At 35.0% G+C, this 22,778-nt stretch carries 19 protein-coding genes; 9 read left to right on the forward strand and 10 right to left on the reverse strand.

All coding sequences use genetic code 11. The features are described from left to right. Positions 1-70: 70 nt before the first annotated feature. The 4 genes from E0F91_RS13960 to guaA form a co-directional block, all read right to left on the reverse strand. A complete protein-coding gene (locus E0F91_RS13960; RefSeq protein ID WP_066082415.1) occupies positions 71-304 on the reverse strand; it encodes a DUF3820 family protein in 234 nt (77 codons plus the stop codon). A gap of 82 nt (positions 305-386) precedes the next feature. Continuing rightward, a complete protein-coding gene (locus E0F91_RS13965) occupies positions 387-788 on the reverse strand; it encodes an OsmC family protein (RefSeq protein ID WP_132067071.1) in 402 nt (133 codons plus the stop codon). 92 nt (positions 789-880) lie between these two features. Beyond that, positions 881-2,824 carry a LysM peptidoglycan-binding domain-containing protein gene (locus tag E0F91_RS13970; protein WP_132067072.1) on the reverse strand — a complete coding sequence of 648 codons (1,944 nt, stop codon included), beginning with the start codon at positions 2,822-2,824 and terminating at the stop codon, positions 881-883. A gap of 118 nt (positions 2,825-2,942) precedes the next feature. Further along, a complete protein-coding gene (guaA, locus tag E0F91_RS13975; RefSeq protein ID WP_073354527.1) occupies positions 2,943-4,472 on the reverse strand; it encodes a glutamine-hydrolyzing GMP synthase in 1,530 nt (509 codons plus the stop codon). Positions 4,473-4,668: 196 nt separating this feature from the next. On the opposite strand from guaA, the gene E0F91_RS13980 reads away from it, so the two are divergent. Continuing rightward, entirely contained in the window at positions 4,669-5,196 is a 528-nt protein-coding gene (locus E0F91_RS13980; RefSeq protein WP_132067073.1) for a hypothetical protein, read from the forward strand. A gap of 127 nt (positions 5,197-5,323) precedes the next feature. Here the strand turns inward: E0F91_RS13980 and E0F91_RS13985 are convergent, their stop codons facing one another. After that, positions 5,324-5,992 carry a hypothetical protein gene (locus E0F91_RS13985; protein WP_132067074.1) on the reverse strand — a complete coding sequence of 223 codons (669 nt, stop codon included), beginning with the start codon at positions 5,990-5,992 and terminating at the stop codon, positions 5,324-5,326. 284 nt (positions 5,993-6,276) lie between these two features. Between E0F91_RS13985 and E0F91_RS13990 the strand changes: the two genes are divergently transcribed. From E0F91_RS13990 to E0F91_RS14015, 6 genes are all read left to right on the forward strand, one after another. Next, positions 6,277-6,687: a RidA family protein gene (locus tag E0F91_RS13990; protein WP_132067075.1), complete on the forward strand. Its 411-nt coding sequence runs from the start codon at positions 6,277-6,279 to the stop codon at positions 6,685-6,687. Between the two features lie 33 nt (positions 6,688-6,720). Beyond that, a complete protein-coding gene (locus E0F91_RS13995; protein WP_132067076.1) occupies positions 6,721-7,977 on the forward strand; it encodes a voltage-gated chloride channel family protein in 1,257 nt (418 codons plus the stop codon). Between the two features lie 69 nt (positions 7,978-8,046). Continuing rightward, the gene (locus E0F91_RS14000; RefSeq protein ID WP_132067077.1) at positions 8,047-9,051 is read left to right on the forward strand and encodes a DHH family phosphoesterase; all 1,005 of its coding nucleotides are present in this window, start codon (positions 8,047-8,049) and stop codon (positions 9,049-9,051) included. A 4-nt stretch (positions 9,052-9,055) separates the two neighbouring features. Then, positions 9,056-9,718: a gliding motility-associated peptidyl-prolyl isomerase GldI gene (gene gldI, locus E0F91_RS14005; RefSeq protein WP_132067078.1), complete on the forward strand. Its 663-nt coding sequence runs from the start codon at positions 9,056-9,058 to the stop codon at positions 9,716-9,718. An 8-nt stretch (positions 9,719-9,726) separates the two neighbouring features. After that, positions 9,727-10,851 (forward strand): peptidylprolyl isomerase, encoded by a 1,125-nt coding sequence (locus E0F91_RS14010; protein WP_132067079.1) that lies wholly within the window; start codon positions 9,727-9,729, stop codon positions 10,849-10,851. A 32-nt stretch (positions 10,852-10,883) separates the two neighbouring features. Further along, complete coding sequence (locus E0F91_RS14015; protein WP_132067080.1) at positions 10,884-12,146, forward strand: peptidylprolyl isomerase; 1,263 nt, start codon at positions 10,884-10,886, stop codon at positions 12,144-12,146. A gap of 103 nt (positions 12,147-12,249) precedes the next feature. Here the strand turns inward: E0F91_RS14015 and E0F91_RS14020 are convergent, their stop codons facing one another. Further along, on the reverse strand, positions 12,250-12,690 hold the full coding sequence (locus E0F91_RS14020; RefSeq protein ID WP_132067081.1) for a hypothetical protein: 441 nt from the start codon (positions 12,688-12,690) through the stop codon (positions 12,250-12,252). A gap of 617 nt (positions 12,691-13,307) precedes the next feature. Between E0F91_RS14020 and E0F91_RS14025 the strand changes: the two genes are divergently transcribed. After that, complete coding sequence (locus tag E0F91_RS14025) at positions 13,308-15,461, forward strand: PAS domain-containing protein (protein WP_132067082.1); 2,154 nt, start codon at positions 13,308-13,310, stop codon at positions 15,459-15,461. A gap of 36 nt (positions 15,462-15,497) precedes the next feature. Here E0F91_RS14025 and E0F91_RS14030 read toward each other — a convergent pair whose 3' ends face one another. After that, complete coding sequence (locus tag E0F91_RS14030) at positions 15,498-16,094, reverse strand: GNAT family N-acetyltransferase (protein ID WP_132067083.1); 597 nt, start codon at positions 16,092-16,094, stop codon at positions 15,498-15,500. Positions 16,095-16,356: 262 nt separating this feature from the next. On the opposite strand from E0F91_RS14030, the gene E0F91_RS14035 reads away from it, so the two are divergent. After that, positions 16,357-19,185 carry a M16 family metallopeptidase gene (locus tag E0F91_RS14035; protein ID WP_132067084.1) on the forward strand — a complete coding sequence of 943 codons (2,829 nt, stop codon included), beginning with the start codon at positions 16,357-16,359 and terminating at the stop codon, positions 19,183-19,185. 198 nt (positions 19,186-19,383) lie between these two features. Here E0F91_RS14035 and E0F91_RS14040 read toward each other — a convergent pair whose 3' ends face one another. The 3 genes from E0F91_RS14040 to E0F91_RS14050 form a co-directional block, all read right to left on the reverse strand. Continuing rightward, on the reverse strand, positions 19,384-19,743 hold the full coding sequence (locus E0F91_RS14040; RefSeq protein ID WP_073354556.1) for a hypothetical protein: 360 nt from the start codon (positions 19,741-19,743) through the stop codon (positions 19,384-19,386). A gap of 63 nt (positions 19,744-19,806) precedes the next feature. Further along, positions 19,807-20,985 carry an AIR synthase related protein gene (locus E0F91_RS14045; protein WP_132067085.1) on the reverse strand — a complete coding sequence of 393 codons (1,179 nt, stop codon included), beginning with the start codon at positions 20,983-20,985 and terminating at the stop codon, positions 19,807-19,809. A 230-nt stretch (positions 20,986-21,215) separates the two neighbouring features. Continuing rightward, positions 21,216-22,697 carry a carboxypeptidase regulatory-like domain-containing protein gene (locus tag E0F91_RS14050; protein ID WP_243698911.1) on the reverse strand — a complete coding sequence of 494 codons (1,482 nt, stop codon included), beginning with the start codon at positions 22,695-22,697 and terminating at the stop codon, positions 21,216-21,218. Positions 22,698-22,778: the final 81 nt, after the last annotated feature.

Genomic DNA, 22,778 nt, shown 5'->3' on the forward strand with positions numbered 1-22,778 from the left:
ATTGTTGTTTGTGTTGTAGTTGTGTAAAAAAACGTGGCAAAAGTACAATTATAAATTGTCAAATTGAAAATTAAATCGGTTTTGGGTACCGTTTTTTTATATTTCGAATTAACTCTTCTAGACCATTGAGTTTTAATTCATAAATTAATTTCAATTGTTCTCCCAATTCTCCTTTTGGAAACCCTTTATTACTGTACCACACAATATAATATTCCGGAATATCAATAAGAAACCACCCTTCATATTTACCAAAAGGCATTTTAGTGTGAGCGAGTTTGATGAGTTGTTTTTGGTTTTGATCCATTTTTTATAAAAAAAGGAACAAGAGATAAGAAACTAGAACCATTAATGCTTCCTGTATCGTATCTCTTGCTCCTAAAATCTCTTTATTTCCAGTTAAAAATTATTCGTTTCTCGATTTCAGGATGCAAGCTTAAGAAAACGGGACAAGTCATCGCCACTCTTTCCAGTATGGTTCTGTTTTTTTCCTCAATCGTTCCGTACATCTCAAAAGCAATTTCTATCGCACCAATACGTCTCGGTTCAGCATTCATAATTTTAATTACTTCGGCGGTGGAACCTGTCAAATCAACTTCCATTTCTCGTGCCTTTATTCCCATTATCGTCATCATACACGTTGCCAAAGCATTAGCAACTGTATCTGTTGGAGAAAAAGCCTCTCCTTTCCCATTATTATCTACCGGTGCATCTGAAAGAATTTCGGTGCCAGATTGCAAATGAATCGAAGATGTTCTCAAATCCCCCAAATAAGTTACTATTGATGTCATGTTTGCTATTATTTTTTTTTGTCCTCACAACTATAAGGAGTGCGTTGCATTAAAGTTTCATTAAGCTGCTTACATTTCCGGCAGGCGTAATTTTAGTTGGCTTCTTTTATGGTCAAATCTATGTCGTAGTATAAAATATAGATTCCTTTATTGATATAACCTCCATCTCCTTTTTTATAAAATTCAAATTTATTGTCGACTTGTTCCGTTGCGGTAGTATCAATTGTTTCTTGGTATTTTACATCTTGTGACAAACGCAGCATAGTATCAAAAGTAACATCAAATCCTCGCGTAGCAAAGTCACTAGGGTCAATCTTGTTTTTCTTTCTAAATTCTTTTTGAAAAATCAAAGCCTCGGGAGATTCGTTTTCTCGAGTAACTGAAGGATACATTAGTTTCAGTTTAGTCAGATTTACATAACTAATTTCATCGGTATCTAATGTTTCATTTGGCTCCAAAATAACAAGTTGTACTTTGTATGATGCCATAGCACCTAACATAGTGGCTATTGTTGATTTTATCATTCCCGTATTTGCGGTTTCCATCACTACATAATTCATTTTATCTTTCACGAACAAGCTTTTCAAATTTTCAGGCGATACTCCTCCATTTGCAGTAAGTGCTGCAAAACGCACGTCTTTGTGATTTTCTTTAATAAATTGAATAACGGATCCTTTCTTTCTATCAACTACTGCCACTATATTACCGCCTTTTGAACGCATGTAATCGAACATGGCGTTTTTGACTGCGTCTGGATCTGGGATTGATTGAAAAATATTAGCATAGGATACGCCCAAGTCTTTTGACAATGGCGATATAACGGGCACTTGATTTGGCATTAAAATTTCGGCAGTTTTTTCAACATTACTTTGATAGAAAGGACCAATAATAGCGTCTGAAACTTCTAAATTATTTTTTTGAATCAGCGAAGCTACAGCAGAACTATTTTTAGTTTCCTGTGAATCCAATATTTTAATATCAATATTAAGTCCTAATGTTTTGGCGGAATCAATAGCTATCAAAGCACCTGCATAAAAATCCAATGTCATATTTAGGAATTTATCTTTTTTCAAACGCATAACCATCGAATTAACGGTATCGCCTTCAATTTTTGAAACATTAAAAGGCAAGAGCAACGTTAATTTTTTTCTGTTAGTGTTTGCGCTACTTTTTGACAAATCCGCATACTCCTTTTTACTTTCTGGAGTAAGCACTAATGTTGTAGGAATTTTCAAAACCATACCTTCAATTACACCTTGTGCTAGTTCTGGATTAATTGTTATCAATTCCTCTTGAGTCAAACCCGACATTTTTGACAAGCTGTACAACGTCTCTTTCGACTTTACTACATAATTAAGGTAATTAGATTCAGAAGGAGATTTGACAGGATTTGTGACAACAGCCTCTTTTTTAGGCTCTATGGCTGTAGGGATTTTTTCTGCTTTAGGAGCTATTCCCTTAATTAATAATTTGAATCCTTCTGGCAAATTAGATACCACTTCAGGATTCTTGCGCTCTAACTCTTCGATAGTAATTCCGTATTGCTTGGCAATTGAATACTTTGTTTCTTTTGGAAGTACGTAGTGAAACACTACTTTTTCTGAGATTGCAGCTGTACTCTTTGGGATTTTATTGGAAGGAATAGTAAGTGATTGCCCTATTTGTAGTCCTTCTTTTTCCAGAAATGGATTGGCTTGTTTTAGAACTTCGTCAGAAACTCCATATTTTTTTTCAATACCATATAGCGTTTCTTTAGGCAGAACCTCGTGCGTTACAGCTACATTCCCTTTTTTAGTGGGAAGAATGGCTAGTTGTTTACCAGAACTTTTAGGAATTAGTAAAACAGTATTTGGTTTTAATCCAGTTTGTGCATCCGGATTCAATTGATAAATATCATACGGAGTTACATTATATTTTTGAGCAATCTGACTGATTGTTTCCCCTTTTTCGACCTTGTGTGTAGTTGTTTTACTTTGTGCAAAACCACTAAAATTAAAACACAAAGCTGCCATACAAATCGCAAAAAAATATTTCATCGCTTTTATTTATAAATTATTTAATAAAGTAACGGTATCAAATTTTATTCCAAAAATCTGATACCGTTTTATAACGAACATTCGAACTAGCTGCTCTAAGGATATAAAAACTAAATTATTATTCCCATTCAATAGTTGCCGGTGGTTTTGAACTGATATCGTATACTACTCTATTAACACCTCTTACTTTATTGATAATGTCATTAGACACTTTCATCAAGAAATCATACGGTAAATGCACCCAGTCCGCTGTCATCCCGTCTGTAGATTCTACCGCGCGAAGTGCCACCACTTTTTCATACGTTCGCTCATCACCCATAACTCCTACACTGTTTACGGGAAGCAAGATTGCTCCTGCCTGCCATACTTTATCGTACAAGCCCCAAGATTTTAATCCGTCAATAAACACGGCATCAACATCTTGTAAAATTTGAACTTTCTCTGGGGTAATATCTCCTAAAATTCTAATGGATAATCCTGGTCCAGGAAAAGGATGTCTTCCTAATAATTCTGGATCTATTCCTAATGAAGCTCCCACTCTACGCACTTCATCTTTAAAAAGCATGCGAAGTGGCTCCACGATTTTCAGTTTCATATAATCTGGTAAACCACCTACATTATGGTGCGATTTTATAGTTGCTGATGGTCCTTTTACAGAGACCGATTCAATAACATCAGGATATATTGTTCCTTGTGCCAACCATTTAACATCTTCGATAAGGTGTGACTCATCATCAAAAACTTCGATGAATACCCGTCCTATAATTTTACGTTTTGTCTCAGGATCACTCACTCCAGCTAATTCGCTTAAAAAACGATCACCTGAATCTACTCCTTTTACGTTTAAACCCATTCCTTTGTATTGGTCTAACACATTTTGGAATTCGTTCTTACGAAGCAAACCATTATTTACAAAAATACAATATAGATTTTTGCCAATTGCTTGATGCAATAGAACTGCTGCTACAGTGGAATCTACTCCTCCTGAAAGTCCAAGAACTACTTTATCATCTTGCAATTTCTCTTTCAATTCTGCTACCATTTCGCTAACAAAAGCTTTTGGTGTAAAATTTTGAGGCACTTCTGCTATTTTAACTAAAAAGTTTTCTAACATTTTTGATCCATCCGTAGAGTGAAAAACTTCTGGATGGTATTGAATAGCATAAGTTGTTTCCCCTTCTATTCGATACGCTGCAAATTCCACATCATGTGTACTTGCCAGTTTTACTCCATTTGAAGGTAATACTTTTACACTATCGCTGTGACTCATCCAAACCTGACTATTCTCTGAAACTCCTTCAAAGAATACCTCATCTTCTTTTATGTAAGATAAATTCGCTCTACCATATTCTCTTGTATTTGAAGCTGCTACTTCGCCACCACTAAAATGAGCTAAGTATTGTGCCCCGTAACATACGGCAAGCATTGGTAATTTACCTCTAATTTGAGATAAATCAGGATGTGGCGCATCTTCTGCTCGTACAGAAAAAGGGCTACCTCCAAGAATTACTGCTTTATAAGAAGACAAATCACTCGGAAAATGATTGTATGGGAATATTTCGCAGAATATATTTAATTCGCGAACTCTACGCGCAATAAGTTGTGTGTATTGCGATCCGAAATCTAAAATAAGGACGTTGTGTTGCATGCGCAAAAATACTTTTTATATTTTGAATTGAAAAATTGAATTTTAAAAAATATTTATTTTATTTATTCCTGCACCCATAATCTCTTACTGCTACTAAAAACGGATTCCTTGTACCCTCAAAAGTCCCTTATTTACATTGTAGGCTTTAAAGGTATAAAGAAGTACCTTTGAGACTTTCTAAATAATAAAGATAAAAATGAAACTTAAAAAATATATTGCCATCGCAATTTTTGGACTTGTAGCCGTATCCTGTAGTGTGATTGATGATTTATTGACTTTTTCAATAGACAATCAAACTACTGTTACAATTCCAAGCGGTTTTCCTGTGAATACTGCACTTGAATTAATCACTCCAGATATTACTTCCAATTCAAGTTCCGAATTTGAAAACAACAATACTAAAGCGGAATTGGTTAAAGATGTAAGACTAAAAGAACTTAAATTGACAGTAACCAATCCTGCCAATAAATCGTTTTCATTTTTGAAATCCATACGTATGTACATTTCAACAAATGACAGTGATGAAATTGAATTGGCTTTTTTAACAGATATAAACTCCACTTCAAATACAATAGATCTAACGTGTACTTCCGAAAAATTAGACAAATACATTAAAGCACCTAGTTTCAGATTAAGAATTTCAGCGGTGACAAAAGAAACTATTACCCAAGATATCGCCGTAAAAGCAGCGATGAAATTTCAAGTTACTGCAGATCCTTTTTAGTGTAAGAGGAAGCTCAGTATATTTTGGTGAAATTTAATTAAGCAATGAGATCGTATAAAAAAACAGACTCCTAAAATTATTTAGGAGTCTGTTTTTTTATGTAAATCGTTGCAACTTCAGGTACAAACTACTCTTTAACTAAAATAATTGTAGCCTTGAATCCCGTACCAAGATTCCATTGACTTCCAGAAATCAAAGCTCCTTTATCGTCATAAATCCTAAATTCAGCAGTATTTGGACCAGAACTCCCTTGATTTAGAGCTTCAAAATCAATTTTATTGAATCCTTTCTCTAATACAATTTCAAAGCCTTTGAAAGCACTATCCAAGTTTACTTGATTCTGAATCACTTTATCATTCAAGTACACTCTAATTTGATCTCCATCGACATAAGCTGCATCACGATACATAACCTTTGCCGTAACAGATCCTGTTTGATAATTACCTAAATTCTGGTTTTTTCGATATACAATACCTTGTGAATTATCTTCTTTTTTATTCCACTTGTCTTTATAAACATCTCCCGGATTAATAAATTCATTCTTTGGAGTCATCGAAAAATTATTTGCAGGTGAAATCGTGCGCGAAGGGCTCGGGTTTGGGTTGAATATTTCCGGATTCTTAAATACATTTGGTGTCTTAATTGGCGGAATATCTGCTTTAGGAGGAATTGTCTTTTTTATTTTTGGCGCATTAGTTTTAGGTGGAATCGCTTTAAATTTGGAACTAAATTCACTTTGAGCATAGCCACTCAAAGACATGCTTATCATAATCATTAAAAATAAAATCCTTTTCATAACTTTCTAAATTAGTTTATCAGTGCTTGTAAAATTTTAAAAATAAAAAACCAATTGTATTTATTCAAAAATCAGGCAACAATTTAACTTTCATTTATAACTCCCAAATCTGCTTTTTATTACATTTTAGAAAACAAAACAGTTAAAATTCGCGCCTCTAAATTTGATTTTTTTAATCCAAAAAATTGATCTTTTTTATTTCACTTTTTTTTCTAACTTGCAAATATTATGCCATACCAAAAACAGTGTTTCGATTACAATAACTACTTAAAAAACCAAACAAAATGAAAAGGGAAAATATATTGACAGGTTCACCATGGGAAAATAAAATGGGTTATTGCAGAGCGGTACGCATTGGAAACACTATCGAAGTTTCTGGTACCGTCGCCCTAGTAGATGGCGAAAAAGTAAAAGCTACTGATGCGTATGCACAAACAATGAATATATTAGAGCGCGTAAAAGTGGTTCTAGAAGACTTAAAAGTAAGCATGGAGGACGTCATAAGAACCCGCATATTTACAACCGACATTACAAAATTTGAAGATGTAGCCAAAGCGCATGCTCACTTTTTTAAAGATATAAAACCCGCTACTGGTTTTTATGAAATTAGTAAACTAGTGGCACCTGAATATTTAGTAGAAATTGAATTTACCGCAATAGCCACTGAAAAACCATTAATTCAAGGAGGATTATAATACTTTTGTCAAAATACTTTGCCCCTTTTACTAATGATTCCAGAAAAAACAAAAAAAACTTCTTTACTTCTATTCCAATGGATTTTCATCTGCATCATAGTAGGCGTTTTATCTGGATCTGCATCTGCTTTTTTTCTTGTCGCTTTAGAATGGGTTACGCAAATCAGAGAAAACAACAGCTGGATTATTTGGCTTTTGCCAATAGGTGGCCTATTAATAGGATTAGGATATCATTACTGGGGAGAATCAGTCGTTAAGGGGAATAATTTATTATTGGAAGAATACGAAAACCCAAAACAAATTATTCCATTAAAAATGGCTCCTTTGGTGCTTCTAGGCACTTTAATAACACATCTTTTTGGCGGGTCCGCGGGTCGAGAAGGAACTGCAGTACAAATGGGCGGCGCCATTTCAGACCAGTTCACAAAGCTATTTCAACTCGATTCTTCCGAAAGAAAAACAATACTCATTCTTGGAATCAGTGCGGGGTTCGCCTCCATTTTTGGGACACCTTTGGCAGGAGCATTATTCGCTTTAGAAGTTGTTTATTTCAGTAAAATCAATATAAGAAGCATCTTATTGTCTTTTCTAGTTGCTTACATAGCCTATTTTACGGTAGCACTGTGGCAGGTGCATCATACCCATTATGCTATTCCTCTTGTGCCAGCAATAACCGTTATCAATTTATTTTGGGTAGTGCTTGTGAGTATTCTATTTGGCTTAGCCGCCATGCTTTTTTCCAGAAGCACACACTTGTGGAGTCACTTGTTCTCAAAAAAAATAGCCTTTCCTCCTCTTCGTCCCTTTGTAGGAGGAATTATTTTAGCTGTAGCATTATTTTTTATTGGAACAACAAAATTTGCAGGTCTAGGTATTCCAGTTATCGTTGATGCTTTTACAATTCCTAATGCTCCATCCGACTTCCTACTTAAAATATTATTTACCGGTTTTACATTAGGCGCTGGCTTTAAAGGTGGTGAAGTCACTCCATTGTTCTTTGTTGGTGCCACTTTGGGAAGTGCCTTATCACTAATAGTTCCCTTACCAATAGCCCTTTTAGCAGGAATGGGATTTGTGGCTGTTTTTTCGGGAGCGACTCACACGCCTATTGCCTGTACCGTAATGGGATTGGAACTTTTTGGGATTGAAAGTGGTCTTTTCATTGGACTAGCTTGCGGAATTGCTTATTTTAGTTCGGGTTCCATGGGGATTTATAAAGCCCAAATAGTTAGGGGAGCAAAATACTACGTATACCAAAAATTGAAAAGAAAAAAAACAGACTTTTTATAACCTTCTAAAAGTTTGTTAATTGTATAAATGATTTCAACTTTACATTAAAAAAATGTAATTTCGCAGACTATGAACATACAAGACATTGAAGCGATACAGTTGTTATTAGCAACTCCAAAAAAAATTGCCATAATCCCACACCGAGGTCCTGACGGAGACGCCATGGGTTCTACGCTGGGTTTATACCATTTTTTATTAAAAAACAAGCACCATCCTGTAGTGGTTTCTCCTAATGAATTTCCAGATTTTCTGGCGTGGATGCCGGGATCTGAAACTGTTAAAATATTCGAAAAAGACAAACAAAACTGCACAAAAATTCTTGAAGATGCAGAAATTATTTTCACATTAGACTTTAATGCTTTGCATCGTACCGGTGAAATGGAACACGTGTTAGCCAAACTAAAAGCCCCTTTTGTGATGATAGACCATCATCAAAAGCCAGATGATTATGCCGTTGTGACCTACTCTGACACCTCGTTTGGTTCTACTTGCGAAATGCTGTACAACTTTATTTTATTTCTTGGCAAAAAGCAAGATATTGATAAAACTATTGGAACTTGTATTTACACTGGAATCCTTACGGATTCTGGTTCTTTTCGTTTCCCAAAAACAACTGGAACAACGCATAGAATTGTAGCTGAATTAATTGATTTAGGCGTCGAAAATACTGAAATTCCAAGTTTATTATTTGACAATAGTTCCTATGGGCGTTTACAAATATTAGGCCGAGCACTTCAAAACATGATTATCCTGCCGGAACATAAAACCGCCTACACCACTTTGACGCAGGAGGAATTGAATTCCTTTGATTATGTTAAAGGCGATACGGAAGGAATTGTGAATTATGGCTTAAGCATCAAAGGAATCCTATTTACAGCTATATTTATAGAAAATAAAGAAGAGAAAATAATCAAAATTTCATTTCGTTCCCAAGGTGATTTTGATGTCAATCAATTTGCAAGAGATTATTTTAACGGAGGAGGACATCGCAATGCTGCGGGAGGCAAATCATCCGATACGATGGAAGAAACCAAAAAGAAATTTGAAGATTTGATAACAAAATTAAGCATCTAATCCTATGAAAAATAGCACGCAAATAGCCGTTGTATTTTTTTTGTTTCTTCTAATTTCCAGTTGCAAACAGCATCAAGAAGCCAGAAGACCAATCTCTCAGGCTTCTGGTAGTTTCATGAAAAAATCTATTGCCCGCAATAAAAAACTGGTTTCTACTGAGGAAAGCCAAATTCAGAATCTAATCAAGAGCAATCCTAATGTAGTGTACTTGGCCTCCAAAAAAGGATACTGGTATTCCTATGTAACACGAAATACTACTGATACGCTTACGCCAAAAAAAGGAGATGTGGCCTTTTTTGATTACGAAATCAAAGATTTACAAGGAACCATCTTTTATTCGGAGTTAGAATTAAGACCTCAAACGTATTATGTGGACAAACAAAATATCATGATGGGCTTGCGTGACGGTATCAAATTAATGCGCAAAAACGAAAAAGTTAATTTCCTTTTTCCGTCCAATATGGCGTATGGATACCATGGTGATGATAAAAAAATTGGCACCAACCAACCTATCATTTGTACCGTTACACTTCGTGATTTTAAATCGGAAGTAGTGTATAAAAAAGAAAGTCAATTAAAAGTAACAACGCCCACAGTTGCACCACCAATAAAGAAAGAAGCACCCACTTTAAGTAAACCTAAAGACACTTTAACTCCACAAAATTAAATTTAGAAATGAAAAAAAAGATCCTATTCGTATTCCTAGTAATCGCCTCCTTTTATTCTTGCAAAGAAGAACACAGCAATCTACCAGATGGCTTGTATGCTAAAATTGAAACTAATAAAGGAGACATCATCGTTCAATTAGACTTCGAAAAAGCGCCAATTACGGTCGCTAATTTTGTGGCCTTAGCCGAAGGAAAAAATGAATTTGTAACCAATGAAAACCTTAAAAACAAACCTTTTTTTGACGGTTTGAAATTCCACAGAGTGATCAAAGATTTCATGATACAAACCGGAGATCCATTAGGAACAGGATCAGGAGATACAGGATATAAATTTAAAGATGAATTCACAGATTTAAAGTTTGACAACGGTGGTGTTTTGGCTATGGCCAATAACGGACCGATGACCAACAGCAGTCAATTTTTTATCACGCATCTTGCAACGCCTTGGTTGGACGGCAAACATACTATTTTTGGTCATGTAGTTGAAAAAGGAATGGATGCAGTCAACAAAATTGAACAAAACGATTACATCAATAAAGTAACCATTATTCGAAATGGTGAAAATGCAAAGAAATTCAATGCCGTAAAAATATTCACTGATTACTTTGCCGTTGAATCTGAAAACCAAAAGAAAAAAGTAGCTATTGATGCTGAAAATAAAAGAGTGTACAACGAAAAATACAAAGTAGTTCGCGAGGAAAAAGTAGCTTATTTTACTGATTTAAAAACCAAAGCAACAAAAACACCTACAGGATTACAATACGTGATTACCAAAAAAAGTGGTGGAAAAAAACCTGCTAAGGGAAGCAATATCTTCATTCACTACTCTGGTTTTTTAGAAGATGGAGAATTATTTGATGCCAGCGTAGAAAATGTTGCTCAAACTTTCGGGAGATACGATGAAAACAGAGCCGCTCAAAATGGATACCAACCCATTCCTTTTCAAGCAGGTAAAAAAGATGGCATGATTCCTGGTTTTATAGAAGGATTGGAGCAATTATCACTTGGAGATAAAGCGGTTATTTTTATCCCGTCGCGTTTAGGATATGGAGCAGCTGGAGCAGGAGGCGTAATCCCAGCCAATGCCAACATCATTTTTGAAATTGAGTTATTAGAAAAAATGCCCCAATAGTTTTAAATAATAAGCCCTTAAATTAGTACAAAATGAAATTTAAAATTCTGTTTTTATTATTTCTGGGAATGGCCAATGTACATTCTCAAACTGTCAAGAAATCTGTTCCTGCAAAAAAACCAACTACCACAACCAAAGCAGTTGTAAAAGCTCCGGTTAAAGCTCCGGTTGTTATCGAGGGAATCTTTGCCACAATTGCTACGAATAAAGGAGCTATTGTTGTGGAACTAGAATACAAAAAAGCACCCGTAACCGTTGCTAATTTTATTGCTTTGGCAGAAGGTAAAAACACCTTTGTAACTCCAGAAAATCTTAAAGGAAAACCATTTTTTGATGGTTTGAAATTTCACCGTGTAATCAAAGATTTCATGATTCAGGGAGGAGATCCTACTGGAAGTGGTTCCGGCGGTCCAGGTTATGCCTTTAAGGACGAATTCACCGATTTAAAGCACAGCAAAGCCGGAATACTGTCTATGGCTAATTCTGGACCAACAACGAATGGAAGCCAATTTTTCATCACACACAAAGCAACACCTTGGCTGGATGGAAAACACACCATTTTTGGCCATGTTACTGAAGGAATGAGTGTGGTTAATGCTATTGCTCAAAATGATGTAATTACAAAGATCACCATTGTGAGAAAAGGGACATTGGCCAAAAAATTTGATGCGCCAAAAGTATTCGCAGATTATTTCAATAATAAATCCGAAGACCAAAAGAAACAGGATTTAATCAACGCTGAAAATAAAGCGAAACAAGCAGCTATTGAAGTCGAAAACAAAGCAAAACGTGAAGTTGAAGAAGCGGAAGCCAAAAAAGTGTACATGGGAAAATACGGTCCAATAGTCGCCGCTAAAAAAGCCTATTTGGCCACTATAAAAGCAGCAGCAACCACTACTCCATCTGGATTAGCATACAAAATAACTGAGAAAGGAACCGGAATAAAACCTGCTAACGGAGCAACATTCTATTTCAATTATGCTGGTTATTTTGAAGATGGAACTTTATTTGATAGCAGTTATGAAGAAGTCAATAAAACTTACGGGAAATTTGATGCAAATCGTGCCGCTCAAAACGGATACCAAGCCTTCCCATTTGAAGCAGGAAAAAAAGACGGTATGATTCCCGGATTTATTGAAGGATTAGACAATATGGCTTTTGGTGATAAAGCGGTCGTTTTCATCCCCTCCAATTTAGCGTATGGAGAAAGAGGCGCTGGAGGTGTTATCCCACCAAATACCATGCTTATTTTCGAATTGGAAATGCTGGAAAAACAACCCGCTCCAAAACAATAGAGCACAAACATAAACCCTAAAAAACCCGACAGACTTCAAAAGCTGTCGGGTTTTTTATTACCATCCGATGGAAATGTCTTTAAAATAAAGATTAAAACGGACTTTATTTCTTTCCAAATTTCCAATCAAATTCGTCCTTTTGATTGATAATAGCGCCAATCTCAAATTTCACAACCTCATCAAATTCCGTTTGGAAAATAATCCAGTTTTCTTCATTGAAGTAGTTCTCAAATGTATCAAACTCTTCCTGAGTGAACTTAGTAATGCCCTTAAGAGCTAAATCTTTTTTGACTTCACTAATTTTTCTGTTGATCATTTTAAATCCAAACAATTCCAGCTCTGGACTCGAGGCTACGATATAACCCAATTTAAAATCTTCTTCAACATAGAAAGTCAAACGCATTTTCAGCTTGTTATAAGCAAAAATCACATTGTTATCTTCGTCCTTGTAATTGCGATCTGGCTTGCCGTACAGTGCCGTCACATCATTTTGTTTCATTCCGAAAATGAGTTTCTCAATTCCGTTTTTTGGGATTATTTTCATTTGTAGCTGATTATTTTTTTATTCGTTATTAGTCGTAAGCACCCGCTGCTTTATGCTTTCGCCAAATTTGGAATCGCACCAAGTACCTATGGTTTTCTTAGCTTGCAAAGTTCGGAAAGATTTTCACAAACTCGACTACTTTTTGCAACTAAAAGTTAGCAGAAAACGAGAACTACTTCCACCAAATCAATATTAAACGAGGCATAATCTGCAATAAAAACAGCAACAGCTGATGAAATAGCTAACAACCAAGGATTGGTTGGGTTGATCCCGACGAACGAACATTGAATTCGGAGTGGAATACTCCATCCTAAAGATCGGAATCGTTTGCACGACGTCAACACTTCTGATGTTCGAGGCAAATTATCCAAAGCCTAGATAGCCATCTGAGTCTAGCGGTAATTGTGTCTTTTCTTGCGTTTAATTTAACTTAATCGAAAACCGATATAACTTCGTTACTGCAAGTGACAAGAAGACAAAAGCCCTAGAATACTACCTATTGAATGCAAAAATAAATGATGAAAATTAAATTTAAATCACTAACTTTCATTTACTTAAATTTATTTTTGAATAGTAAAATTTAGACTGACTTTCTTTCAATTAAATACTGTTGTGCCATGAAAATTTCTTTAGAAAAAAAAATAATAATTGGTTTCATCCTTAATTTATTTGTTGTTTTTGCAATAGCTTGGGTTTTTATCTTGAGAATCGACAAAAAACGAGATCAATCATTAGACAATTCATTGAACTTGATTGAGATTTCATTAATAATTGTTTCTGTCATTTTGTTAACTGTCGTCTATTTTATTATACGCGCTCAACTTCGAGCTAAAAATATTTCTCAAAAATTACTTTCAGAAAATAAGCAATTACTTCAATCCATAATTGATAATACTTCGAGTCCCATATTTATAAAAAAAATAAATGGAGAATATTTGTTAATCAACAAAGAGTTTGAGTCCTTATTTAAAATTTCAAATGAAGAAATAGCAGGGAAAACAGATCAAGAATTTCTGGCACCACTTACTGCGAAGGCTTACAGAGATTCGGATTTTGAAGTCGTCAAAGCTTTGAAAGAATTAAAAACAGAGGAAATAATTCAGCAGGAAGATGGCGAGCACACTTATATCGCGGTCAAATTTCCTATTTATGATGCCACCAAAAGAATATATGCCATAGGAGGCATTTTTACCGATATCTCCGAAAGAAAAAAGCTAGAAGAATCATCTAAAGCTGCAAACAGATTCTTTATGATGTCCGTAGAAATGATGATTATTTCATCTCTGCAAAAATTCATAAAAGTTAATCCGTCAGTTAGTCGAATTTTAGGGTATTCCGAAGAAGAGCTTTTAAGTAAAAATTTCCTAGAATTTACTCATCCTGATGATATTGAAATCACACAAAAAGAAGTGACAAAACTTAAAACAGGAGCTACTTCTATCAAGTTTGAAAACAGATACATTTGCAAAGATGGCAGCTTAAAATGGTTAGCTTGGTCCGTTTTTCCGGATGTTAAAAACGAATTGTTGTATGCTGTTGCCAGTGATATCACCAATCAAAAAGAAATTGAAAATGCGTTAAGTGTTTCAAACATGTTTTTTGATATGTCATTTGATATGTTTGTAGTGATCAAAGATCTCAAATTCATAAAAGTTAATCCAGCCTTTACAAGGATTCTTGGCTATGACCAAAATAAAATAATTAACCGATCCATTTTAGAATTCCTACATCCTGATGATTCCAAAATGGTTACGGATGCAATTAAAAATCTGCAAATTAGCGACTCTGTTATTAGTCACAGGGTTCGAGAACGCACTAAAGACGGCACCTATAAAATACTCGATTGGACCATGACAATTGATATACACACAGGCGTACTGTATGCTGTTGCAAGAGATGTTACAAAATTAGTTAAAAATGAAGAATCTTTAAAAATATCAAATATGTTTTTCAACATGGCATTCGATATTTTAACGGTTGCCAAAGACGGGCACTTCATCAAAATCAATGAGGCCTTCACTAAAACCCTTGGGTACAATCAAGAGGAAATGGATAAAATAAAATTCATAGATTTAATTCATCCTGACGACAAACAAATGGCTACCGAAGTACTTGAAAAACATTATAAAGGAGATTCAATTGTGAATTTCAGAACCCGTTTTCTATGCAAAGACGGATCCTATAAATGGCTGGATTGGAACAGCAACATGGATATTGAAAATGGAGTATTTTACTCGGTTGGACGAAACGTTACTAAACTAGTACAGTTAGAAAACGAACAACAAACCGCCATTGATGATCTTTATGAAAATGAAGAAAAACTACGCCTAATTGTCGAAAATATTAGTGAGGGAATAATTGTGGCAAATGCTGATAAAAAAATCATCATGGCCAACCATATGGCTAATGAAATTTTTGGAATTGAAGAGGATGACAAAATATCACCTAATCTGAGTAATCACTTTGAATTGTATTTTCCAGATGAGAAAACGATTTTTCCTTCTCAAAATTTACCCATGGAACGTGCACTAAACGGAGAGGTGACAACGGATATCGAAATCATACTTTGGAATCCGGTAGCACGAGAAAAGAAACGAGTGCTCATCAGTGGCAGACCATTGGTAGACCAAAATAACACAGTTGTTGCTGCTGTTGTAACTATCAAAGACATTAGCAAATACAAACAGATGGAGCAAGAGTTAAAGGAAACAGAATCAAAATACCGACAACTAATTGGGTACCGAAAAGGAGGAAGTGACACTATGATTTAAGCCTTACACTAGCTCTGTTAATTATTAACTGTATTATTATAGGCTACTTTTCAGTTTTTCTTTAACTTCAAGAAACCATTCTTCTTTTAAGATACTCAAAACAATAGTGTCCCGTCGCAATTCACTTCCTAAAGTTGGCATGTGATTTCTCAAAACTCCTTCTACTTTACAACCTATGCTTTTCATGGCTGCAATACTTCGTTGATTGCTATTATCTGCACGAAATTCTACTCGTTCTACGCCTAAGTTCTCGAATGCAAACTGTAACAATAAGAATTTACAATGTTTATTTAAACCCGTACCTCGGAATGCTTTTCCATACCAAGTATAGCCTAACTGAAGAGTTTTAAAGGCCAGATTCATATCATAAAAACGAGTACTCCCAGCATATTTCCCTGATTTTTTGTCGAAAACTATAAAGGAAAATTCTGTACCATTTTCTCTTGCTTTTAAGGCTATTTGAATATAATTTTCTAGATTCTCTTTTCCATTAGCACGAATTAACGAGTACTGCCAAGTTTCTGGCTCATTCATGGAAATTTCTAATAAATTAGCAACGTCTGATTTTTGCAACGGCCGTAATAAAACGATTTCATCTTCTAAAACCACCTCTTGTAAAAAATTAAAATTCATATACTTTCCAATTAATTGTAAAACGATTGTGTGCATTAAATATAAATCATAAAGTATACTTTATATAAATTATTTCGCGATCGTATTTCAATTTCAAAAAGGATTCCTTTAACAAAATTAAAAAATATACTTCTACATCTTAAATGATAAATCAAACGCTTGTCTTTAATGAGTTTATTATTATTATTTTTTCTTACTTTAGTTCTTTGAAATAACAAATTCGTTTGCTAAAAAAAAATAATGCCAAACCTAAATTTTTAAAATGAAATCACTCCAATCATTCCTGCTCTATTTCGTACTTTGTAGTGCCTGTTCTTCTTATTCTCAAAACCAAAAACCGAAAGAATTTAAAGTAGAATTTGAAAAATTTACCTTAGATAACGGATTACAAGTCATCTTACACCTCGATAGATCAGATCCAGTTGTGGCTGTTGCTTTGACAAGCCACGTAGGTTCTGCGAGAGAAAAAGCGGGCCGAACGGGATTTGCTCATTTATTTGAACACTTACTTTTCTTGGAATCAGAGAATTTAGGCAAAGGAGGTCTTGATAAAATGAGTGCGCGTATTGGTGGTGCTGGAGCAAATGGATCTACTAGTAGAGACCGTACTAATTATTTTCAAACCGTTCCTAAAGATGCATTAGAAAAAATGATTTGGGCTGAAGCAGATAAATTAGGCTATTTTATCAACACGGTTACAGAACCGGTTCTATCAAAAGAAAAACAGGTCGTTAAAAATGAAAAAAGACAGAGTTATGATAATAGACCTTACGGACATACCTTTTCTGTAATATCTAAAAATTTATACCCGTCAACGCATCCCTATAATTGGGATGTTATTGGTTCATTAGAAGACCTACAAAATGCTACTCTTGAAGATGTAAAAAGTTTTTACAATCGCTGGTATGTTCCTAATAATGTTACGTTGACTATTGCCGGAGATTTTGATGTTAAGCAAACTAAAGCGTGGGTTGAAAAATATTTTGGAGAAATAAGACGTGGCGAAGCAATTCCTAAAATGGAAAAACAGCCTGTGACACTGACCGAAACTAAGAAACTCTATTATGAGGATAATTTTGCAAAGCTACCACAACTCACATTGACTTGGCCGTCTGTTTACGAGTACCATCCTGATAGTTATGCCTTAGAAGTGCTGGCCAGTTATCTTTCAAAAGGTAAAAAAGCGCCTTTGTACAAAATTCTTGTTGAAGATAAAAAATTAACCGATGCCGCTGATGTCTTTCAATATAATTCAGAAATAGCCGGTCAGTACATGTTAAGTGTTACTGCATTTGAAAAAGTAAACCTGAATGAAGTTATGAACGGCGTCAACGAAGCTTTTAAAAACTTTGAAACGGAAGGGATTTCACAACAAGATTTAGACCGCATTAAAGCGGGACAAGAAACCGCTTTCTACACTAATTTGTCCAGTGTATTGGGAAAAGGATTTCAACTGGCACAATATGAAATTTTCGCGGGAACACCAGAGTATATTAACCAAGATGTGAAAAAAATTCTGGCAGTGTCTACTGAAGATGTGATGCGGGTATATCAAAAGTACATCAAAGGAAAACAGTATGTAGCCACTAGTTTTGTTCCAAAAGGAGAATCAACTTTAATCTTAAATGGTTCCACATTAGCAGCGGTAGTAGAAGAAAAAATCGTTGAAGGCAAGGAAGATACATTCGATGCCAGCATTGCGGCAACGTATGAAAAGACACCATCTAAATTTGATAGAACTAAAGAACCTTCTTATGGTGAAAGCCCTGATGTGAAGTTACCTTCAGTTTGGAAAAGCAAGTTATCATCTGGACTAAACGTTTTGGGAATTGAAAACCAAGAAGTACCTCTCGTACAATTTCAGTTGCAAATAAAGGGCGGAATGCTCCTAGAAGAAAGTGATAAAATAGGAGTTTCAAATATGTTGGCTGAATTGATGACCAAAGGGACCAAAAACAAAACACCAGAACAACTGGAAAATGCGATCGAAAGTCTTGGAGCCACAATTAACGCCTACGCAACAGATGAGGCAATTTTTATCTCGGTGACTACACTGGCAAAGAATTACAACGCTACTATGGCGTTAGTTCAAGAAATAATAGTACAACCGCGCTGGGACGCAAAAGAATTTGAATTAATCAAGCAAAGTACTTTAAGCCAGATTTTACAACAGAAAGCAGACCCTAATAGCATCGCCAGAAATGAATTCAAAAAATTAATTTATGGAAATGAATCTATTTTAGCGTATAATCGTATTGGAACTGAAAGCACGGTCAAGAAAATTACGCTAGAGGATTTGAAAAATTATTACACTAAAAACACTGCTCCTTCTGTCGCTAATTTTCAGATTGTAGGTGCTATTTCAAAAACGGATGTTATTAATTCTTTAACTTCTTTAAATAAGGACTGGAAATCTAAAAATATTACTTTTCCAAAAATTACAATTGGGAATACAATTACCACTTCAAAAATTTATTTTTATGATGTTCCAGGGGCAAAACAATCCGTAATCCGAATTGGTTATCCTGCACTTGCAGCTACTGATGCTAATTTTTATCCAGCCCAAATAATGAATTATCGCTTAGGTGGTGGAAGTTTTGCATCCCAGCTCACACAGCAATTACGAGAGGGAAAAGGATATACTTATGGCATAAGCTCCTCCTTTACTGGCTCTACTAATAAAGGGCCATTCCTTATTTCTAGTGGTGTTAGATCAAATGTAACCTTTGAATCTGTGAATTTGATCAAGGAAATCTTGCAGCAGTACGGAAAAAATTTCAGCGAGAATGACCTTGAAGTAACCAAAGGATATTTAATAAAGAGCAATGCTAGAGCATTTGAAACGTTGTCATCAAAACTAGAAATGCTTTATGACATTAGCAACTATAATTACGCTGATGACTATGCAAAACAACAGGAAAACATTGTGAAAAATAGCACAGTGGATAGTATAAAAAAGCTTTCAGAAAACTATTTGAATCCTGATAAAATGATCTATTTAGTAGTAGGAGATGCAGAGACACAGTTAAAAAAGTTATCTCAAATTGGTTTTGGAGAGCCTATTCTTTTGAATAAAACGGAAACAAAATAATACTCCGTTTGTTGTTATTATAGTTGGTTCGAATTACAGATCGTAATTAGCCCAGATCGAAGTGAAAAGCCCAGACTGCAAAAAAACAATTTTTTCTTGTCCTGAAAGAGCGACCAACGGGAGCTCCTTTCAGGATATAGAAAAATGTTTATTTAAGGGAGGACTTGAAGCGTAGTGCTGGATTAGCTTCTAAAAAAACTACTCGGCCATTTCATCATAGCGCTGTGGGACTTGAGGATCATACAAAGCACATTTGAATTCCTCCATTATGTTTACCAAGGCATCCATGGTCTTGCCTTCGGTACCATAACAATCAATTTTTATACTTTGCGGCGTGGTTCTAATGTGAAATGCACCTACCCCAGTGTTATTTTTCCAACTTTTATCGTCGACTTTTTCCCATTTTGAGAAAACCGATGCAATTCTATTCAAGATGACTTGAACAGGAAGTTCTTCTAATCCCTCAATGTGAGCCTGTTCTTCGATAATAGCTTCATACACTTCATGATGGTTTAAATAAATTCCCTCAAGATATTTCCAAAAAAGTAATTCGTACATTTTAAAATAGGTGAATATTGAATAGGAAAAGATTAAAAAATCAGCACTAATTCAATGGGTTAATTAATATTCGAAAGTTCCATACTCGCTGGTAATCGTCAGTTTTTTAACGTCAGATTCCGTTACTCTACCTACAATTTGCGCATCAACATTAAATGATTTTGAAATTGCAATAATAGCATCAGCAAGATCTTCTGGAACATAAATTTCCATTCTGTGTCCACAATTAAAAACTTGATACATTTCTTTCCAGTCCGTTTTGGATTCTTCTTGTATCAATTGAAACAATGGTGGCACTGGAAATAAATTATCTTTTATAATGTGTAAGTTTTCTATAAAATGCAAAATTTTGGTTTGCGCTCCTCCACTACAATGCACCATTCCGTGAATTTCAGTAGAAGTATAAATATCTAATATTTTCTTGATAATTGGCGCGTAGGTTCTGGTTGGCGAAAGCACTAATTGTCCTGCATCTATTGGTGAATTTTCAACGGCATCAGTCAATTTTACTTGTCCGGAATAGATTAATTCCTCAGGCACTGCTGGATCAAAACTTTCTGGATATTTAGTTGCCAGGTACTTCCCAAAGACATCATGACGTGCCGATGTCAAGCCGTTGCTTCCCATTCCGCCATTATAGCTTTTCTCATACGTAGCTTGACCAAAAGAAGCCAATCCTACTATTACGTCTCCTGCTTTAATGTTAGCATTGTCAATTACTTTGCTTCGTTTCATGCGAGCTGTAACTGTTGAATCAACAATTATAGTTCGAACAATATCACCTACATCTGCGGTTTCACCCCCTGTGGAATGTATGGTTACCCCAAAAGAGTCTAATTCTTTGATTAATTCTTCGGTTCCATTGATAATTGCTGAAATTACTTCGGCAGTAATGAGATTTTTGTTTCGTCCAATAGTGGATGAAAGCAAAATATTATCGGTAGCACCTACACATAGTAGGTCGTCAATATTCATAATCAACGCATCTTGAGCAATGCCTTTCCAAACTGAAATATCGCCAGTCTCTTTCCAATATAAGTATGCCAAAGAGGATTTTGTTCCCGCTCCATCTGCATGCATTATAAGACAATAATCATCATCTTGAGTTAGATAATCCGGGACGATTTTACAAAAAGCTTGCGGAAATAACCCTTTATCAATGTTTTTTATTGCGTTGTGTACGTCCTCTTTGGATGCCGAAACACCGCGAAGAGCATATCTTTTTGAAGTATCTGAACTCATGTAGTATAGTTGTGAAGTCTGCTTTTAAGCAGCTGGTTGTGCGGCAAAGATAATTATTTTTTTTCGGTTTTGTCTATCGAGTTTAAGAACTGTTTTTGTATCAATTGTTCTTTAAAGAGAAATTATTTAAAGTTACAAATAAGCAACTGCCTGCTAAATATCCTAAAACTATTCTAAAAAAAATGTCTACCTGAGTTAGGCAGACATTTTTATATTTACGTTACCCTATTCTATTTCCATTCCGGCATGGAACCGCCTGAAAATAAGATCACACGGGTGTCTACATCATTAATACTGGCTTTCACAACGTTCTTTATGGAAATTCCATCATTAGAAGTACTGGTAAAAATGACTTCCGCTTCGTTTGGAGAAAATTTAACATCAAGATCATTAAACCCATTTGGTTTGCTTGTGTCGATTTCAGTTGAAGCATTGGTCACTCTATTGTACATAAAAATGCGAGAATCAAGTCGTCTATAATTGGCGCTTTGATAGCCTGAAACATCTCTAGTATACACAATATTTCTATTATCAACGGAAATATTCAATCCGCTAACTGCTCCACTTAATCCAGAAAGGACTTGATAAAGTAAAGCTCCAGCACTATTTATGACATAAATTTCTACGTTATACCCGGAGATATCATTCACTTTCAATACGATTTGACTTCCATCCTGACTCCAATCACATTCTGATATAAATTTACCATTTGGCGTTTTAAATAATTGTACTAGTCCACTACCATTAGCATTAATCTGATACAACTTATCAAAATTTGGATAAATCAATTGACTACCGTTAGTGCTCCAACTGTAACTTACATGTTCCATATTAAATCCTGCAATTGGAATTGAATTGGTTACTTTAAATACGCTTGAACCATCAGGATTCATGGTGTAGATTTGATTTTGTGATCCATCAGAACTGATATAAGCAATTTTTTTAATCTGCAGATTCTTTTTAGGTCTAAAACTATTAACCTCAGAGGAGGATAATTGCAGTTCATTTCCAGCTTCGTCAGCAGTATAAATAACATTATTACTGTTTACTTTTTTAACATATAAAAATCTAGGATTAGGAAATGCAAGTGTTGTAAAGCTTCGAGTTACGCTATTTGAAGGCGCATTAATTCCATCCGATGATGACACTTGCCAATAGTATTTTGTACTATAGCTCAAACCAGATATTTCTAAACTTGGAGTTTTAATATCTTTGAAAGTAGTAATAACGTCTGTAGTTCCGTTTTTAAGAGTCACTGTAAACGTAAGCGGATCAAGTTCTTTATCAGTCGCTGTCCAAGTCAAATTTAGTTTTAAGGCCTGGCCTTTAGCGTCGTCCGCTGGTGCTGTTAATAGTGGAATTTCAGGTGGTTTATTATTTGCTGTTGAAATATCTAATTCGAAAATTATTTGAACAGTAGTGTTTTTCGTTACAGTTGCAGGTTCAAATTTTGAGATGTATCCATCTTTTTGAGCTTGAAAAGAATATTTGCCTACTAAAATTTCACTAAATTCAAAATACCCATCTTTATCTGAAAAGTACGTGCTGGTAGTAGGGCTGGTTAAGACTCTTGCATTTGCAATAGGCTCGAAAGTTTCTGAATCAACAACTCTACCTTTTACTATTCCCATGCCACTGTCATCAATCTGTTCTTCAGAACAAGAAACGAAGAGAATGAAACACATTATGATTTTTATTGCTAATTTTTTCATCACTATATTGTATTATTAATTTAGATATCTGAGCACATTTGAACTTTTAGTTCCTGATTTTTTCCTTATGATTATTGTCGA

This window comes from Flavobacterium sandaracinum (genome assembly GCF_004349135.1).
Classification (GTDB): Bacteria; Bacteroidota; Bacteroidia; order Flavobacteriales; family Flavobacteriaceae; genus Flavobacterium; species Flavobacterium sandaracinum.

Bases quoted from the DNA above. Each gene is read 5' to 3' on its own strand.
- E0F91_RS14025 (WP_132067082.1), top strand. From the start codon at position 13,308: ATGAAAATTTCTTTAGAAAAAAAAATAATAATTGGTTTCATCCTTAAT.
- guaA (WP_073354527.1), bottom strand. From the start codon at position 4,472: ATGCAACACAACGTCCTTATTTTAGATTTCGGATCGCAATACACACAA.
- E0F91_RS13995 (WP_132067076.1), top strand. From the start codon at position 6,721: ATGATTCCAGAAAAAACAAAAAAAACTTCTTTACTTCTATTCCAATGG.
- E0F91_RS13980 (WP_132067073.1), top strand. From the start codon at position 4,669: ATGAAACTTAAAAAATATATTGCCATCGCAATTTTTGGACTTGTAGCC.
- E0F91_RS13970 (WP_132067072.1), bottom strand. From the start codon at position 2,824: ATGAAATATTTTTTTGCGATTTGTATGGCAGCTTTGTGTTTTAATTTT.
- E0F91_RS14035 (WP_132067084.1), top strand. From the start codon at position 16,357: ATGAAATCACTCCAATCATTCCTGCTCTATTTCGTACTTTGTAGTGCC.
- E0F91_RS14050 (WP_243698911.1), bottom strand. From the start codon at position 22,697: ATGAAAAAATTAGCAATAAAAATCATAATGTGTTTCATTCTCTTCGTT.
- E0F91_RS13960 (WP_066082415.1), bottom strand. From the start codon at position 304: ATGGATCAAAACCAAAAACAACTCATCAAACTCGCTCACACTAAAATG.
- E0F91_RS13965 (WP_132067071.1), bottom strand. From the start codon at position 788: ATGACATCAATAGTAACTTATTTGGGGGATTTGAGAACATCTTCGATT.
- E0F91_RS14030 (WP_132067083.1), bottom strand. From the start codon at position 16,094: ATGAATTTTAATTTTTTACAAGAGGTGGTTTTAGAAGATGAAATCGTT.
- E0F91_RS13990 (WP_132067075.1), top strand. From the start codon at position 6,277: ATGAAAAGGGAAAATATATTGACAGGTTCACCATGGGAAAATAAAATG.
- E0F91_RS14040 (WP_073354556.1), bottom strand. From the start codon at position 19,743: ATGTACGAATTACTTTTTTGGAAATATCTTGAGGGAATTTATTTAAAC.
- E0F91_RS14020 (WP_132067081.1), bottom strand. From the start codon at position 12,690: ATGAAAATAATCCCAAAAAACGGAATTGAGAAACTCATTTTCGGAATG.
- gldI (WP_132067078.1), top strand. From the start codon at position 9,056: ATGAAAAATAGCACGCAAATAGCCGTTGTATTTTTTTTGTTTCTTCTA.
- E0F91_RS14000 (WP_132067077.1), top strand. From the start codon at position 8,047: ATGAACATACAAGACATTGAAGCGATACAGTTGTTATTAGCAACTCCA.
- E0F91_RS14015 (WP_132067080.1), top strand. From the start codon at position 10,884: ATGAAATTTAAAATTCTGTTTTTATTATTTCTGGGAATGGCCAATGTA.
- E0F91_RS13985 (WP_132067074.1), bottom strand. From the start codon at position 5,992: ATGAAAAGGATTTTATTTTTAATGATTATGATAAGCATGTCTTTGAGT.
- E0F91_RS14010 (WP_132067079.1), top strand. From the start codon at position 9,727: ATGAAAAAAAAGATCCTATTCGTATTCCTAGTAATCGCCTCCTTTTAT.
- E0F91_RS14045 (WP_132067085.1), bottom strand. From the start codon at position 20,985: ATGAGTTCAGATACTTCAAAAAGATATGCTCTTCGCGGTGTTTCGGCA.